The sequence below is a fragment of the Nocardia sp. CA-107356 genome (assembly GCF_050946365.1).
Taxonomy (GTDB): domain Bacteria; phylum Actinomycetota; class Actinomycetes; order Mycobacteriales; family Mycobacteriaceae; genus Nocardia.
This window is the reverse complement of sequence record NZ_CP191992.1, coordinates 5,043,685-5,058,865: the sequence shown is the minus strand read 5'-3', so window position 1 is coordinate 5,058,865 and position 15,181 is coordinate 5,043,685. Positions and strand designations below refer to the sequence as shown.

General features: G+C 65.0%; 13 protein-coding genes and 2 pseudogenes. 9 read left to right on the top strand and 6 right to left on the bottom strand.

Annotation, left to right across the window (positions count from 1 at the left end; genetic code table 11):
- Window positions 1-735: 735 nt before the first annotated feature.
- From ACQP1G_RS22700 to ACQP1G_RS22675, 6 genes are all read left to right on the top strand, one after another.
- Entirely contained in the window at window positions 736-1,917 is a 1,182-nt protein-coding gene (locus tag ACQP1G_RS22700; RefSeq protein ID WP_433207810.1) for a cytochrome P450, read from the top strand.
- 482 nt (window positions 1,918-2,399) lie between these two features.
- Window positions 2,400-2,735: a histone-like nucleoid-structuring protein Lsr2 gene (locus tag ACQP1G_RS22695; RefSeq protein ID WP_433207807.1), complete on the top strand. Its 336-nt coding sequence runs from the start codon at window positions 2,400-2,402 to the stop codon at window positions 2,733-2,735.
- Between the two features lie 905 nt (window positions 2,736-3,640).
- A complete protein-coding gene (locus ACQP1G_RS22690; protein WP_433207804.1) occupies window positions 3,641-4,438 on the top strand; it encodes a GNAT family N-acetyltransferase in 798 nt (265 codons plus the stop codon).
- Window positions 4,435-4,659, top strand: coding sequence for a translation initiation factor IF-1 (infA, locus tag ACQP1G_RS22685; RefSeq protein ID WP_433207801.1), 225 nt, complete (start codon window positions 4,435-4,437; stop codon window positions 4,657-4,659). The genes ACQP1G_RS22690 and infA overlap by 4 nt, the downstream gene beginning before the upstream one ends.
- 186 nt (window positions 4,660-4,845) lie before the next feature.
- Window positions 4,846-6,159 carry an NtaA/DmoA family FMN-dependent monooxygenase gene (locus tag ACQP1G_RS22680; protein WP_433207798.1) on the top strand — a complete coding sequence of 438 codons (1,314 nt, stop codon included), beginning with the start codon at window positions 4,846-4,848 and terminating at the stop codon, window positions 6,157-6,159.
- Window positions 6,160-6,219: 60 nt separating this feature from the next.
- Window positions 6,220-6,735 (top strand): cupin domain-containing protein, encoded by a 516-nt coding sequence (locus tag ACQP1G_RS22675; protein ID WP_433207795.1) that lies wholly within the window; start codon window positions 6,220-6,222, stop codon window positions 6,733-6,735.
- A 22-nt stretch (window positions 6,736-6,757) separates the two neighbouring features.
- Here the strand turns inward: ACQP1G_RS22675 and ACQP1G_RS22670 are convergent.
- A pseudogene (locus tag ACQP1G_RS22670) lies at window positions 6,758-6,915 on the bottom strand (F420-dependent methylene-tetrahydromethanopterin reductase); the annotation flags it as partial.
- 268 nt (window positions 6,916-7,183) lie between these two features.
- On the opposite strand from ACQP1G_RS22670, the gene ACQP1G_RS22665 reads away from it, so the two are divergent.
- Window positions 7,184-7,921, top strand: coding sequence for a GNAT family N-acetyltransferase (locus ACQP1G_RS22665; RefSeq protein WP_433207792.1), 738 nt, complete (start codon window positions 7,184-7,186; stop codon window positions 7,919-7,921).
- A 14-nt stretch (window positions 7,922-7,935) separates the two neighbouring features.
- Here ACQP1G_RS22665 and ACQP1G_RS22660 read toward each other — a convergent pair whose 3' ends face one another.
- From ACQP1G_RS22660 to ACQP1G_RS22640, 5 genes are all read right to left on the bottom strand, one after another.
- Complete coding sequence (locus ACQP1G_RS22660; protein WP_433207789.1) at window positions 7,936-9,327, bottom strand: lipase family protein; 1,392 nt, start codon at window positions 9,325-9,327, stop codon at window positions 7,936-7,938.
- A gap of 371 nt (window positions 9,328-9,698) precedes the next feature.
- Window positions 9,699-9,962 (bottom strand): YbhB/YbcL family Raf kinase inhibitor-like protein, encoded by a 264-nt coding sequence (locus ACQP1G_RS22655; RefSeq protein WP_433207786.1) that lies wholly within the window; start codon window positions 9,960-9,962, stop codon window positions 9,699-9,701.
- A gap of 79 nt (window positions 9,963-10,041) precedes the next feature.
- Window positions 10,042-10,239, bottom strand: coding sequence for a ferredoxin (locus ACQP1G_RS22650; RefSeq protein ID WP_433207783.1), 198 nt, complete (start codon window positions 10,237-10,239; stop codon window positions 10,042-10,044).
- Between the two features lie 12 nt (window positions 10,240-10,251).
- Window positions 10,252-11,436, bottom strand: a complete 1,185-nt coding sequence (locus ACQP1G_RS22645) for a cytochrome P450 (RefSeq protein WP_433207780.1) — start codon at window positions 11,434-11,436, stop codon at window positions 10,252-10,254.
- A gap of 77 nt (window positions 11,437-11,513) precedes the next feature.
- Window positions 11,514-11,645, bottom strand: a complete 132-nt coding sequence (locus ACQP1G_RS22640; protein ID WP_433207777.1) for a hypothetical protein — start codon at window positions 11,643-11,645, stop codon at window positions 11,514-11,516.
- Window positions 11,646-11,725: 80 nt separating this feature from the next.
- Here ACQP1G_RS22640 and ACQP1G_RS22635 point away from each other — a divergent pair.
- Both ACQP1G_RS22635 and ACQP1G_RS22630 read left to right on the top strand, forming a co-directional pair.
- Window positions 11,726-11,953: pseudogene (locus ACQP1G_RS22635) on the top strand (hypothetical protein); the annotation flags it as partial.
- Window positions 11,954-12,004: 51 nt separating this feature from the next.
- The gene (locus ACQP1G_RS22630; RefSeq protein ID WP_433207774.1) at window positions 12,005-15,175 is read left to right on the top strand and encodes a multicopper oxidase domain-containing protein; all 3,171 of its coding nucleotides are present in this window, start codon (window positions 12,005-12,007) and stop codon (window positions 15,173-15,175) included.
- Window positions 15,176-15,181 lie beyond the last annotated feature (6 nt).

Sequence of the window (15,181 nt, the reverse complement as noted above, 5' to 3'; positions counted from 1 at the left end):
CTGAGCGGATCGCCGGACGGGCGAATACGACTCGGACACAGTCGTGTTCGCGCGATATGTGTGACGGCGTGGCAAACCAGCAGCGGTCCGGGCGGAGCCGATCACCGACATTTTCGACACGCCACCTAGCGAACGCCAGAGTGCGTTCGTCCAGGGATGACGAATCGGTGCGGAAAGGAAGCGGCTTCGAACCACGACGACAGGGCAGGTGGCCGCGTTAGCCAGCGGTCTGCTCGCCGGTCATCGAACTGACCGCGGTCGGTGCTGCCGTGGATGCGACGACGCGGTGCCCTGGTCCGCTGAACCAGGCAGCGCGCGGGCTGCCAGCTACCGGATGGTTGCACGTCGAAGGCACTCAGTGGTTTGCGGCGGTAGTGCTGTTCGGACCGGTTCGTGGTGCAGACCCCGATATCGAGGAGTATGATCGCTCGGTGATCGAAACATGTTACGGTCGAATGCATTTGGCGAGCCGCTCAGTTTCGGACATGCGCGTCTATGATCGCGCTGCCCTGGGAGCGGCCACCGAGGTTCTAAACGCGTAAGGCCGTAACAGCCTGTGGATCAATGGGATCCATCCACCTCGCAGCGTTCCAGTAGCAATATGCCCCCGACCCGTATGACCGGTAGTGGGCCGACGATCTGGAGACGGTCGCATACACAGGCGTGAAAGACCGTGCAGTTAAGCAGATCTCGCCGTTAACGTGTCATTCGTTCTTGGGAGCTACTTTCTTGGTCATGTCATTGCATTCGCTGGAGTTCGCAGCCGATCCGCACGCCGCGTACGACGACATGCGGCGCCGTCACGGTCCGCTCGTTCCGGTGGAGATCACCGCCGACGTACCGGCGACGCTGGTGATCGGCTACCGCGAAGCGCTACACATCCTGGGTGATCCGGCGCACTTCCCGGCGGACCCGCGAGCCTGGCAAGCTACCGTTCCGGAGCACTGCCCGGTCTTGCCGATGACGGAATGGCGGCCCACCGGCTCGAAGACGTTGGGCGAGGACCACTCTCGCCATCGGGCGGCTTATACGGCCACCCTCGACAAGATCGATCTGTACGCACTACGCCATGCGGTCGAAGCGATCGCGGTGCCGCTGATCAACAGCTTTTGCGAGACCGGGTCCGCGGATCTGCTCGGCCAATACGCGGTCCCGCTCACCGTGCGGGTGCTCAACGATCTGCTCGGATTCACCCCGGAGGCGGGGCAGGAAGTGTTCGCAGCCCTGGTGGCACTGCGCGACGCGGCGGACGCCGCATCTGCCGAACGTGACGACCAGCGGTTCACCTCGGCGATATCGGATGTCGTAGCCGCCAAACGCGCGGCACCTGGTGCGGACGTGATTTCCTGGCTGACCGGACATCCAGCCCAGTTCGACGATGCGGAGATCGTCGCGCAAACGGCCATGTTGTACGCGACCGGCACCGAACCGACGTGGAACCTGATCGTCAACACAGTGCTGTTGATGGTCACCGATGACCAGTTCCACGACGAACTCCTGGGCGGCGCGCTGTCCATCCGAGACGCAATCGACGAAGTGCTCTTCACCGATCCACCGCTCGCGAATTTTTGTTCGCGTTTTCCACGTCAGCCCCAGATTATCGGGGATTCGTGGTTGCCGGTCCATCAACCCGTTGTGATCAGTTTGGCGGCCTGTAACGAAGATCCCGCGATCGGTGGCGACCGGACCGGCAATCGGTCGCATCTGGCGTGGGGCGCCGGGCCGCGTTCGTGCCCGGCCCAGTCGGTGGCTATGGTCATTGTGCAAGAAGCGCTCGACCAACTGCTCGACGCCTTACCCGATATCGAATTGGCCGTGCCCACCGACCATTTGCAGTGGCGGCTGGGCGCCTTTCACCGAGCTCCGACCGCGGTCCCGGTGATATTCCCGCCAGCACCACCGCTTACTTTCGTATAACGAGAACCCTCGGGTGAATTCAGCGCGGCAGGAGCACACTCGCGACGGCGCCGATGCCTTCGCGCCCATCGAAGCTGTCGGACCGTGCGTTCCGCGCTGGACCACGCCATGATCCGGTTCGATCAGGTGTGACTGCCGCGCTATGCGCTGCTGAGTGGTCACGTTCAGCGCCGATGGGCAATTCGAGTGCGCCCTCCCGCCGCGAATGCTCTGGTAGATCGACTTGCTCGTTGAACGAGAACGCACAGTCGCCACCCACTTGCGTAGCTGCACCTATACGCGGGCTGACACAACACGACATTCACCAGCGACGACCACGCCCAGCGATCGCTGACCACCTGAACCCGCAAATCCGATAACCGGAGGCGAGTCGATCGCGGGCAGGTCGACTTCGGTCAGCGAGACGCCTGCGAGTTGCCCTCGCAGGCACTCGTTATGATCACGTTCCTCTGCCCGCTGTCCACTTACGAAGAGGAATGCCCATGGCACGCAAGGTCGTTGTGACGCTGGTCGATGACTACGACGGCAAGTCCCCCGCCGAGGAAACAGTGTCCTTCGCACTGGACGGCGTCGAATACCAGATCGACCTGTCCACGCCCAACGCCAGCCAGCTGCGCGGAATCTTCGAGAACTGGACACCGAACGCCCGGAGAACCGGTCGCACACCGCGGGGCAAGGGCCAAACCTCCCGCTCGGCGAACGACCGCGCACGCACCGCCGCCATCCGCGACTGGGCACGCAAGAAGGGGATCACCGTCTCAGCGCGCGGACGAATTTCGGCCGAGGTGGCCGACGCGTATGAGAAAGCCAACGCCTAACCGGGCCACCGGGATTGCGCCAGCACACCCGTCGGCCGCTCGAGATTCGGTGTCGCAACCACGGCGCGGCTTCCCACCGCCGTGGACGAGGTTGGCTAAGCTTGCTGCGCTGTGCGACGTGGCGGCGTCCGCACAGCGAACGGGGAAGGGAACCCGCCCGGCGACGCTCCGCGTGTCGCCGGGCGGGCCTCGGAAAGTCCACGACGCCGTCCACCAACCGGGCTTTATCGGGCATCGTCACAGGCCTGGATCGAGGACCGAGGTGGTGAGAAGTTCCGCATCACCGGCGGTGATGCTCATGATGACGGCCGGAAGCCTCAGCGCGACAAGCGATCCCGGGGCGACGGTGGCCATGAGCCGAGCGACGAGCGGAATCAACGGCCCCTGATCAACATGTCCGGCCGACCGGCGGCCAGAAAGTACAGCTCATCATCCCCGGGATCGCCACCTCCACCGCACGATGCAACGACACATGGGTGAGGTCTTTACCGCGATCGTGGGCAGCCGCGACCTACCCGGTGAAACGATCCCCGGCGCGGACCTCGAACTCGACCGGAATCGGGTTCGTGTACCAGGCCACCGACCTCGATTCACCCGGCGTGCCACGGGTATTCGCGGGAGTGAGCCCGAAATACCAATTCCCACCGCCCAGTTGGAGTTGCGGTAGTAGTCGCCGAAATCCAACGAAGTTCGGGTAGTGCCCGGTTGCCAATCGGTCGCCGAAAAAGGAGTGGCCCGTGGGCCGCTGTGGTTGGTAGCCTGTCGGGACCGTGACATCGTGCGAGGAGGTGAGACCCATGAACGCTGCATCGAAGTGGGTGCTCCCCCTCGCCGTCACGGTCGGGCGAACGTCGTAGTTGTCGCCGGGAGCGCCTGAACAACGGCAATCCCGAGAGGCGACAACCATGTATTCACAACATTTCACGTTCGAAACAGGCGAGCCCGCCGCTATCATCACGCGGGTCGCGGACACCCAGTGGCACGCCGCGGTGGACGGCCGGGTGGTCGGCAGCGGCGACGTGGCCCGGCGGCCGGACGGGCGGCTCTTCGTCAGTATCGACGCCTGGCACGCCACCGTGTTCGACCAGCTCGCCGCGGCCCTGCGGGCCGAGCTGCCGCGGCCGCTGTACACCGTGGTGGACGAGTTCGAGACCGACCTGACCGCAGGCTGGCGGCGGGCGGGCTTCACGCCGGGCCGCCGCGAGTGGGAGTATTCCGTGCCCACCGACCCCGCGGTCACCGGACTCGACTCCACCGCCGGGGACACCTCGGTCACGATTGTGGCCGCAGGGGCCGCGGCGGAAGGTCCGCTGCGGGCATTGGACCGGGCGATCCGCGACGAGGTCGAGGCGACCGTCGGCTGGCAGGACATGCCCGCCGAAGTGCTGCCCCGCACGGACGGCGACACCGTCGTCGACCCGTCCAAATATGCGGTCGCGGTGCGATCGGGCCGCTATGTCGGGCTGATTCGCGTGGTGCAGGCGACTCGGCGGCCGCGCATCGGCCTGATCGCGGTCCGGGCCGGGGAGCAACGCACCGGCGTGGCGCGGGCGCTGCTGGCGCACGCGCTGGGCACGCTGCACCGGGACGGGCTCGGCCCGGCGTACACCGAGGTGAACGAATCCAACACCGCGGCAACGGCGCTGTTCGACAGCATCGGCGCTCAGCGCGGCGGCAGCAACCTGGAACTGGTGCTGCGATGACCAAGACGAGCAAGGGCATCGAGATCGAGGGCACCGTTAAGGAGTGCCTGCGCAACGCCACCTTCACGGTGGAGCTCGCCAACGGGCACACCGTGCTCGCGCACATCAGCGGGAAGATACGGAAGAACTACATCAAGATCATGCCCTTCGACCGGGTCTTGGTGGAGCTCAGCCCGTACGACCTGGCCCGCGGCCGAATCCTCTTCCGATACCGGACGTAACCGGGCCCTAACCCACGTGCGTGCCAAGTGTCGTCCCGGCGACACTTGCCACTCATATGGGTCTGAGCAAGGGGTGAGCCGCAACTCCGGTGGCTACTCGCACAGTCGGTTTCCGACCGCATCGGATTGCGTTCGGACTGATCGCAATCCTGTTCGGCGGGTAGGGAATACGGTTGGCTTCGACAAATGAGTTCTGCACGACCTCGGCCGTTGAAGACGGTCACCGGAGTGAGCGGCGCGGTGAGTGTGTATGCGGCCGCGATCGATCCGACTGATACGACAGTCGCGTCCTCGATCGAGATCGCGAAGATTGCCGAGGCCAATAAGTTCGACGCGTTGTTCGCCGCCGATCTGCTGAGCTTCGGCGCGCAGGGTGCGATCGGCGCGCAGGAGCCGCTGATCTTCCTGTCCGCGTTGAGCGCGGTCACCACACACGTCGGCTTGATCGCCACGGTGACCAGTACCTTTCATCACCCCTTCAACCTCGCCCGGCTGTTCGGAACGCTCGACCATGTGAGCAACGGCCGTGCCGCCTGGAACGTCGTGACCTCCTCGGTGGGTGAAGAGAATTACGGCGACCAAGGCCTGCCGAGCCCCGAAGAGCGATATGCGCGCGCGACCGAAGCACTCGAGGTCGTCAATGCGCTGTTCGACAGCTGGGAGCCGGGGGCACTGACTCCCGATGGGCGCGGTGACGCGGTCCTCGACGCGACCAAGGTGCGCCCGATCGAGCATGCGGGCCAGTACTTCACGGTGCAAGGTCCGCTCAATATTCCACCGTTGCCGCAGCGGCGCCCGGTCCAATTCCAGGCGGGTCAATCGGTGGGCGGTATCGGGCTCGGCGCCCGCTTCGCCGAGGTGGTCTTCACCTCGCTACCGACTCTCGACGACGCGCTCACCTATACGAAGACGGTCCGCGCCCGAGCGAGCGACCTCGGGCGTGCACCCGGATTACCGCTGATCATGAGCTCGTTACACGCGACATACGGAGCAACCGAGGAGCAGGCCCGCCAGCTGGTTCGCGAGGAAGCCGAAGCGACCGACTTCGATACGGGCCGAATCCGTTTGGCCGATATGTTCGGTGGCGGCATCGACCTCTCGGAACTGCCGCTGGACCAACCGATCCCGCAAACCCTACTGCCGGAGCTGAATTCGGTGAATCGCCGCCGCGGCCGCGTGGAGATCTTCACCAGGCTCGCGGCATCGGGCCGCACGCTGCGCGAGCTGATCATCGCATCGAAGGACACCGGCCACTGGGCCGCCGCCGGAACTCCGGAACAACTGGCCGACGCCATCGAAGAGCGCTACCGCGCAGGTGTCCTCGACGTCATCTCCCTGGGTGGCCTGGCCGATCCCCGCACCCGGGACTTCGTCACCAACGGAGTTCTGCCCGAACTACGCCGCCGCGGCATCGTCGGAAACGACTACATCGGCAATACATTCCGCGAGAACCTCGAACTACCCGCACTGCCTGCGCGATCTGGTGGTGCCCGAGGCTGAGCCTGCGGCCCGCGATCCCGATGCGGACCCGGTCCCGCTGACCCACCGAGTAGCCTGGCGATGGCCGAACACCACAATTCGACCAGTGACGTCGAAAGGCCCGATCCGATGACCGAACGCACACCGGACTGGCGACGAGACGGAGTGCAGGTCGTCCCCGGCGACCGCCTCGACCCCCGCACCGAACAGACACCAGGTATGCATCGCGAAGCCGCGATCAGCCATGCCATGGTCGGGGCCCACAAGATCTGGGCCGGCACCGTCCGGATCGAACCAGGCGCGAAAACCGGTGCGCACCATCACGGCCCGCTCGAAAGCGTGATCTACGTGGTCACCGGCCGCGCCCGTATGCGATGGGGCGACCGGCTCGAGTTCATGGCCGAAGCGGGCCCTGGTGACTTCATCTACGTCCCGCCGTTCGTACCGCACCAGGAACTCAACGCCACCGACGACGAGCCGCTGAGCTGTGTAGTGATCCGCAGCGACCAGGAACCGATCGTCATAAATCTCGACATCCCCATAGCGGAAAACCCTGAATCGGTCCCGTGGATCGACCCGCATCATCCACCTCGGTAGCACCCGGATCGCCTTATCAGGGGCGCAGCGCACCGCGGTCCCGTAGCAGCGGCACCCCCTTGTCGACGAATTCATCGAAGACCCACGGCACCAGGTGGGAGCGAGGATGAAGCCGTCGGAGCCGTCGTTCTGGACGAAGGTATCGATCTGCTCGGCGACCTGGGCCGGGGTTCCGACCAGCGCCCACATTTGAACAGATCACCGGGGTGAGTTTCTTCGCGTCAACGACCCATATCACTTGGCCTCGTGAGGTTCGTGGCGGTGCTCGCACGGTCCGACGCGGGGGCTGGTCAACGGTTGAGATCAGCTGGAGCCATGGGAAATAGCTTGTGGACGAAGGGGATTGAAGACCACGAGCGGATATGAATTGCGATGAGCGCAACCGATGCCAGCGGTCGTGCGCCTCGCTAATGTTCTCCGGTCGGACCCTGTTGCGGAGGAGTGCGCGATGACCACCGAGTCGACCATCGACATCGATACCTCACTGCACCCGCTCGACGACCCGGTGCGGGCGTCGCTGCGTGGTGAGCACCACCGTTTCGCCCGTTGGGTGGGCCGCATCGGCCGCTACGACCCGGAGGTCGCCAGATTCGTCGGTCATCCGCCGGTACTGGACGAACAGGACTGGGCCGACCTGAGCACCCTCCTCGGACCGGGCGGCAGCACCGCACTGCGCGGCGATGGCCATGTGCCGCCGGACGGGTGGACGGTGCTCGACGAATTCGGCTCCGTGCAAATGAACGGCACCGAACTCCGCGTGGCCCACGATCCGGAACTCGACGTCCTGACCGCTGCGGATGTGCCCGAGATCCTGGACCTGATCGCCCGCACCGAACCGGGCCCCTACGCACCGCGGACCATTGAAATGGGCACCTACCTGGGGCTGCGCGTGAACGGCAGGCTGGTGGCGATGGCAGGTGAGCGCTTGCATCCACCGGGCTGGACCGAGATCAGCGCCGTCTGCACCGACGCCGAATTCCGTGGCCGCGGCTTCGCCTCCCGCCTGACCCGTGCGGTCGGCGCGGGTATCCGAGCACGCGGTGAGACGCCGTTCCTGCACGCCGTCGCCCACAATGCGACGGCGATCAGTTTGTACGAGACGCTCGGATTCACACTACGCAAGCACTCACTGCTGACGATCGTGCAGGCACCATCGCCCGCCGATCCGGTACCGACGCCGAACTAGCGAGGGAATCTCGCTCAGGAACCTGCGCGACATTCGTTCGGAGCGGGCTCGCCACGCAGACGTCCGTCGATCCAGCTGACCTCTCCGGGGAAGCCGGTGAACATTGCGATGATGTGCTCGCCGGGATCGGTGCGGTGCACCGCGGGGACACCGCGCGCGCATTGGTCGCGGTAGAGGTTGTAGCCGTTCTCGAAGGGGATCCAGAAGTCGGTGGCGGCGTGGTAGATGTACAGCGGGACACCCGATTTCCGGTCGGTCAGGCCCGTCCGCGCAAAGATCTCATCCGCGATATTGCTGTCGAGCGGGTCGGCGATATCGGCCGCGACCTCGATCGGAAGGCCGACGATGCCGAGTGGGCCGTTGCTCTCACCACAGGTGTCCTTGATCGGGGAGGTCGCCGCCCACTGCGCAAGGTGATTCATATACCCGAGAATCTGCGGGTATTCCCGGCCCATCGCCAGCGCGACAACCAGCAGAACGCCGGATGTGGAGCTTCCATCGAAGTGGTGTGCGACCATGCGATAGTCGGTCACCAGTCCCCCGATGGCCGCCCCGACCACCACACCAGCCAATTCCGGCGCATACTCGTCGAGCAGCATGGCAGCCGCGTACGACGCGATCGCGCCGCCGGAATACCCGCCCATGCCGAAATGGCTGCCCGCGAACTCCGCTGGCAGCATATTCCGTACCGCGCGAATGGCATCGAGCAGCACGTGCCCGGCGACAGTCGGTTCCGCATACGCCATCCACGGACCTTCATGATCGGGGATGAGCACCGCATAGCCGCGGCCGACAGCCCACGCCGTGGTCGGCGGGATCAGATCATTCACATTGAATTTGCTGTGCACCCCGTGCGCCATTGCAAAGCTCGGCGTGCAGCTCAGCCCGAGCGAATTGATCGGCAATGCGTTCACCACCACCGGCCGATCCCCCGGACCGGTCCACGCGGCAGCGGGAATCACTAATGTCGCGGTGCCGAAGGACGGCCTGCCCGACGCGTCCGTCGTCCGGAACTTCAGCAGCACCGACCGACTGATCGGCACCACCACCAGCGGCGCGGAAGTCGCTGTCACATCACGCCATTCGATGATGTTGCCAGCGGCGAGCCGGTCGAGGCCACCCGGCCATTCGTCGAAGATCCGATCCCCCGATGGTGCGGGCCGCACCGCTTGCCATAACGCCGCCAACTCCGGCGGCAACTCACGCCACGGCGGCGACGCGGCGGGCGCGAGTGATGGAGCGGGGATGTTGGCACCGATCCACTGCTGCAACCCGGACGGGCCTGACCCACTCGGTGTCACCGGCACTCCCGGGCCGTCGGCTCGGTCGGCGTGTGCGGGCACCGGACCCACCACCAGCGAGCAGCCGATCATGGCCGCGACGAGAACAACTCGGAGCTTCGACATGTGGATCTACTCCTCCGGAATTCGAGTCCGCCCCCCTGAGGGGCCCGACCAAGTCGCACCGGAACCGCAGTCAGCGCGGTTCGAACTCCTCACGACCGAGCCTGTCTTCGATACACCTCGAGCACAAAGTCCAAAACCACGCGCGCGCAGACGATAACATGACCGCGGCTCATCTATTGGAACTGCAGGTCGGCGGGGCCCGATGCCGCCGAAGGCTGTCGGTCAGCGCCGCCGTCCGTCCCAGGAGCGAGCGAAGGCCACCCGGGAACACATCCTCGACACGGCGGCGGGCTATTCGGGAGCGCGGTATCGCCGATCGAAACCAACCGCCACACCACACGTATCGACCATCCGTAGGTTGACCGCACAAGTCAGCTGCGTTCGTACGTGCCGGTCAGCTTGCCTCGGGCGATGACGTGTCCGTTGATCGCGGACAGCGTGCTGGCGCGGGTTGCGTCGATGCCGAGTCCGCTGGGTTCGTCGAGAGCGAACAGCTGGAAGACGTAACGGTGTCGGCCGTGGCCGGGGATCGGTCGTGGTCCGGCGTAGCCGCGGCGTTTGAACGCGCCGACTCCGATCCGGATCGTCGTACCTGCGACGGTGGAAGTCGCTGCGACTGAATCGATCTCGAGCACACCTTCGGGGCTGTGACCCAAAGTTCGCAGCTCGCGGGCCGCGGTGGATTCCAGACGATTACGGCCGAGGCCGATGCGTTCACGACAGTTCTCGCAATGCGGCGACAGGACAAGAATTGATGGCCGCGCGTGCGACGGCGACCTGTTCGTCCGGCACCTCAGCGCCGTCGAACCGGTAGGTCAACTCCGCCTCGTCGTCGAGACTGAATACGGTCGGGGCCTGTTCGGTGCACAGCCCGTGCCCCTCGCAGCGGTGGTAGTCGACGATGATCTTCATCGGTGGCTCCTTTCAGGCGGGGATGAGTTGCACGGGCAGGCGGCCGTAACGATGGATGATGTTGTTCATGGCCCATTCGGGCTGCCCGGTTATCTCGATGCGATCGACTCGTTCGAGCAGGGCGCGCAACATCGCCTGGGTTTCCAGACGTGCCAGGCCCTGGCCTGCGCACCCATGGGTGCCGTGGCCGAATCCGAGTTGGCGTGCGGCATCGCGGCGGATGTCGAAGGTGTCGGGGTCGTCCCATTGGAGTGGGTCGCGATTGGCCGAGCCATAGATCACCACGACCCGCGCACCTTTCGGGATAGTGGTGCCGCCCAGCTCGACGTCACGAATTGCCTTGCGCGAGAACGCCCGGACCGGCGCTTCGAACCGGACGACCTCGTTGACCGCGTTCGGGATCAGAGTCGGATCCGCCTTCAACAGCTCCCATTGATCGGGATACTTCGCGAACAGATGCAGCGAACTGGCGATCGCGCCGATCGTGGTATCCAGCGACGGCGCCAGATAGTCGAGCATGAGCGCCGGACATTCCGAATGCGCCAGCTTGCCCTCATCGGCGGCCTGCAATACGTCGTGACCCGCACCGCCAGGGATGATTTCGCGGTCCCTGGTGATACGCCGGGCGAACCTCATCATCTCCAGGCCCGAGGGCGCGGACTTCACCGATTGCCGGTTGATCGGCCCGAGCGCGTCGAAAGTGGCTCCCGCCCAACGTAAGAGGTTGTCGCGGCCGTGTTGCGGCCAGCCGATCAGATCGGGTACGACCGACATCGGCAGTGCGGTCGCCAGTTCGACACCGTCGATGTGGCCGCGGGCGATCGCCGCCTCGACTGCCGCGGCCGCCTGCCCGTCGACTATCTCTCGCATCGCGCGCAAGGCCCGGGGGGTCAGTCGGTGGGAGAGCAGCGCACGGCGGCGAGCGTGGTCGTCGCCATCACTGTTGAGTGTGGTGCCCCGCGAAAGCCGATTGGTGATCGGATTGAGAGCGACACCGTCGCCGGAGATGAACGTCGCATCATCGAGCAGCACCTGCTTGCATTCGGCGTAGCGCGGTAGCGCATAGGCACGCTGCCTGGCCAGCCAGACGACCGGGCCGAGTTCACGCAATCGCGCATAGTGCGGGTAGGTGTCGCGAATGGCTTGCTGTGAGTACAGATCGGGTAGGTAGGTCGGGACGTCGGTGTGCGTATGCATCGGGACTCCTATCAACAGGACGTTCGCCTCCGGATAGCCGCTGCATCCACCGGCCGGATCGCGATCGAATTGGGCATTCAACGAATCGCTTCGAGCAGGACCACGACATGGCCGACGGCAATCAGGCCGGTGATCACCGCGGGCGCGAACTCCGGCACACTGTCGCGTTTGCGCAGATGAGTGGCGATTGCGGTCTCCCTTATCTTCAACTGAAGATATCGTCACTCACGACGATATGGTCAGTCAAGTGTTCCTGAAGAATTACTCACCACTGACTCGCAGCCCAGCAGCCCGCCCGTACACCGAAAAGATGGCCGTCGACGAAGACCGGATCGTCATCCGCTGCCGTCCCTACGCGACATTCGCCCAGCCACCACGTCATGTGCACCGCAACGATCAAGCCGAGCAGATCACCCACTGGGTCCCGGGCACGGTCCCCTGGGACGCCGCACACCCAGAATGCGGACTGCGCACCGCGAGTTCCCAGACCACGGGCCATTTCCTGAGTAATCTCTGAATCGTCGATCGATGCTTCGGAGCCCAGTCGCCGTCGTGGAGCGGGAACCCCATGGTCACCCATCGCAGGAATCCGATTGTCGCGGTTGTGGCAGTTGCCGCGTCGATCACGCTGGTGCTCACGGCGTGCACCTCCGATCGGTCCGCGACATCGGGCGGTGGCAACGCTGGCCCCAACGCCACACCGGTCGCCTACCGGGAGCCGGTCGAACTGACCAGCAGGGACGGCGTTCTCGAAGTGCGGCTGTCGGCGCACCAGGGCACCGTTGCACTCGACACGGCCTCGAAACCGGTCTCGAATTTCCTGGTCTTCGGTTACGAACTCCTCAGGGGAACCGCCTCGGACGGCTCTACCAAAGGTGACAACAGTTACCCGGCGCCGACGCTGCATGTCGATCCCGGCGAGCGTTTGATCGTGCACTTCGACAACGATCTGCAGGATCTGACGATCAGAGACTTCTACAACCCGGCCTTCACCCCGGCAGGTGGCGATGTGCCGATCTACCCGCCTGCCCTCACCTCCTCGCCCATCAACCTGCACACCCATGGGCTGCACGTGAGCCCCGACGGCAACGCCGACAACGTTCTGCTCGACATCCCAGCGGGCAAGGGCAACGTCTACGACTTTGCGGTCCCGAAGAGCATGCCGAACGGCATGTACTGGTACCACAGCCATCGCCATACGGTCACGGCTCAGCAGACCTACCTGGGACTGGCGGGCCTACTGGAAATCGGGCGACCCGACGGCAACCTGCCGCTGGTGACGCGGAACAACATTCCGATCCGCACCATGGCGCTGCAGTACAACTTCGTCTTCGACCGCAAGGGCAATGGCCACCAGTTGAACGACCCGAACTGGCCGCAGTATGTGAGCACGCTACGGCCGCCGCAGGAATCCCAGCTCGCCAACGGCACCTACCGGCCGAATATGGCTCCGGTGAACTTCGCCGAGACGGCCATCGGCTCCCGATACGTCACCAACTGGCACACCGGTCCGCTATCGCCCGCCAACCATCGGGGGCAGAACCAATTCGTGCCGAGCAACCTGCAGAGCTTCACCAGCGATCCGACGACCCAGCCGCCCATTTCGATCCCGGCGGACCCGAGCCTGCCGGACAACCAGCGCGACGTGCAGTTCACCATCAACGGGCAGTTCCAGCCCGCCTTGAAGCTGAAGCCGGGGCAGACCGAGATCTGGGTCCTGGCGAATATCAGCGACTTCGCCTATATCCCCGTCACGCTGACCGAGACGGCGACTGGCAGCCATCCGAAGTTCGCGATCGTCGGCCAAGACGGCGTTCCCTACTCCGAGGTCCGCCTACCGGTCGGCGGCGACGGCACTAGTCTCGTCATCCCGCCCGCGTCGCGCTACGCGATCGCGGTGACGATGCCGAAAACCGGCGATCTCGTACTCGAGATGCCTCCCATGCCCAGAGCTCGCCCCATCACGAATCCCGGTGTGCTCTATACGAACAACGGCACCGACAACCCTCCCGCCGTACTGGGCACGGTCGCCGTCGACCCCTCGGTCATCAGCTACGAAGACGGCTTCTTCACCTTTCCCACCCAAAAGCTCATCCAAGTGCGACCCGACAGTGGCACCGGACAGACCACGCCGTTCATGCCCGGCCAGCAGCTCTACGCGTACACGTCTTTCGTCGATACTTCGGTCGGCGCGCCCGACGTGCGGCGCACGCTCACCGTCTCGGGTGGCTTCGGCAACGAGAAGGCCAGCAGCAGCGATCCCAAAGCCTTCACCTACGAATTCGACGACAACACCTTCCCGAACATTCCGCTGCTCCAGCCGCGACTCGAGTCGATCGAGGAGTGGCTGATCACGAACCTCAACAACGACGAGCACCCGATGCACATCCACGTGAACGATCTGCAGGTGATGCAGATCGTGGATCCAGTGGCGAATTCCAGGACCGGAGTGCAGATGTGGGGTCAGGACAACGTCAACGTGCCGGCCCCCGTGACCGACGAGAACGAGAACCCGCTGGTGCCCGCTTCGGTGGCGTTGCGTATGAAGTTCGACGACTACACCGGCACCTTCGTCATCCACTGTCATCGCCTGAATCACGAGGACAACGGCCTGATGGCGCTCGTCAACGTCATCCCCGCGGTATCGACCTATGCGGTGGCGATTCCGGGTTCGCCGGGCAAGTCCGCGACCGTGCAGGTCTACGACGGCAATGGCGACCGGCCGGTCGCGACGGTCACGCCGTTCACTTCGTTCGAGGGCACACCGACGGTTGCCATGGCCGATGTGAACGGCGACGGTGTACTCGACCTCGTGGCCGGTACCGGTGCGGGAGTGGCCTCGGAGGTCGTGGCGTACAACGGCGCGGACGTCGCACCCTTCAGCGCCGAACTGACTCGGTTCGCACCATTCGGCCCCGACTTCCGTGGCGGCGTCACCGTCGCGGGTGCCGGTATCGAGGGCAACGCGTCGACCGACAACATCATCGTCGGCTCGGGGCCCGGCATCGAATCGCAGGTGAAGATATTCACCTCTACCTTGCCCAGTGCGCGCGGCAAGGCGCCCGAGCAGTTTTCGAGTTTCACGCCGTATCCCGGCTCGACGACCGGAGTCACCATCGCCACCGGATTGGTCGACACCGCTTCGGGCCGAGCCAGCATTGTGACCGCCCCCGGGCCCGGCGACTCCCCTCGGGTCAAGACCTTCCGCTACGACTTGTACACCTCGACCGCCGCCGCGGCAGCGAAAGGCGAAGCGCACACCGATCATTCCGACGAACCGATGATGACCTCGGAATTCCTCGCCTTCGACGAGAGCTACCGCGACGGTGTCTCGCTGTCGACAGGATGGGTGGCCGGCGCCGAGGGCGGGGCGAAGAGCATCATCACCGGCATGCTCGGCGGCGACAGCACGGTGCGCGTGTGGTCGAGCGGGTCGCGGCTCGACGGGCAGCCCGTTATGTACACCGAGAGCCCGAACCACCATGCGGGCCCGGTCGCGTTCCGAGAGATCATGTCGTTCGTCCCGTTCGCCGACGGACCTGCGGGCGGCGGGGTGCGGGTCGGGACCACCAGTACAACCTCCGGCGCGGATCTGCTCGTCAGTGGGCAGTCGGGCAATGGGACCGAGGTCCGAAAGTTCGGACTGGGCCGAGCCGACCCACAGGTCACAAACCTGATGCCGACGCTGTTGACCACGATTCCCGCACCGACCGGGCCCGCACCGCTCGGCGGCCGATAGCAAGGA

What these genes read in the sequence shown, in the direction of transcription:
- ACQP1G_RS22700 (WP_433207810.1), top strand. Translation starts at nt 736, where the DNA reads ATGTCATTGCATTCGCTGGAGTTCGCAGCCGATCCGCACGCCGCGTAC.
- ACQP1G_RS22695 (WP_433207807.1), top strand. Translation starts at nt 2,400, where the DNA reads ATGGCACGCAAGGTCGTTGTGACGCTGGTCGATGACTACGACGGCAAG.
- ACQP1G_RS22690 (WP_433207804.1), top strand. Translation starts at nt 3,641, where the DNA reads ATGTATTCACAACATTTCACGTTCGAAACAGGCGAGCCCGCCGCTATC.
- infA (WP_433207801.1), top strand. Translation starts at nt 4,435, where the DNA reads ATGACCAAGACGAGCAAGGGCATCGAGATCGAGGGCACCGTTAAGGAG.
- ACQP1G_RS22680 (WP_433207798.1), top strand. Translation starts at nt 4,846, where the DNA reads ATGAGTTCTGCACGACCTCGGCCGTTGAAGACGGTCACCGGAGTGAGC.
- ACQP1G_RS22675 (WP_433207795.1), top strand. Translation starts at nt 6,220, where the DNA reads ATGGCCGAACACCACAATTCGACCAGTGACGTCGAAAGGCCCGATCCG.
- ACQP1G_RS22665 (WP_433207792.1), top strand. Translation starts at nt 7,184, where the DNA reads ATGACCACCGAGTCGACCATCGACATCGATACCTCACTGCACCCGCTC.
- ACQP1G_RS22660 (WP_433207789.1), bottom strand. Translation starts at nt 9,327, where the DNA reads ATGTCGAAGCTCCGAGTTGTTCTCGTCGCGGCCATGATCGGCTGCTCG.
- ACQP1G_RS22650 (WP_433207783.1), bottom strand. Translation starts at nt 10,239, where the DNA reads ATGAAGATCATCGTCGACTACCACCGCTGCGAGGGGCACGGGCTGTGC.
- ACQP1G_RS22645 (WP_433207780.1), bottom strand. Translation starts at nt 11,436, where the DNA reads ATGCATACGCACACCGACGTCCCGACCTACCTACCCGATCTGTACTCA.
- ACQP1G_RS22630 (WP_433207774.1), top strand. Translation starts at nt 12,005, where the DNA reads ATGGTCACCCATCGCAGGAATCCGATTGTCGCGGTTGTGGCAGTTGCC.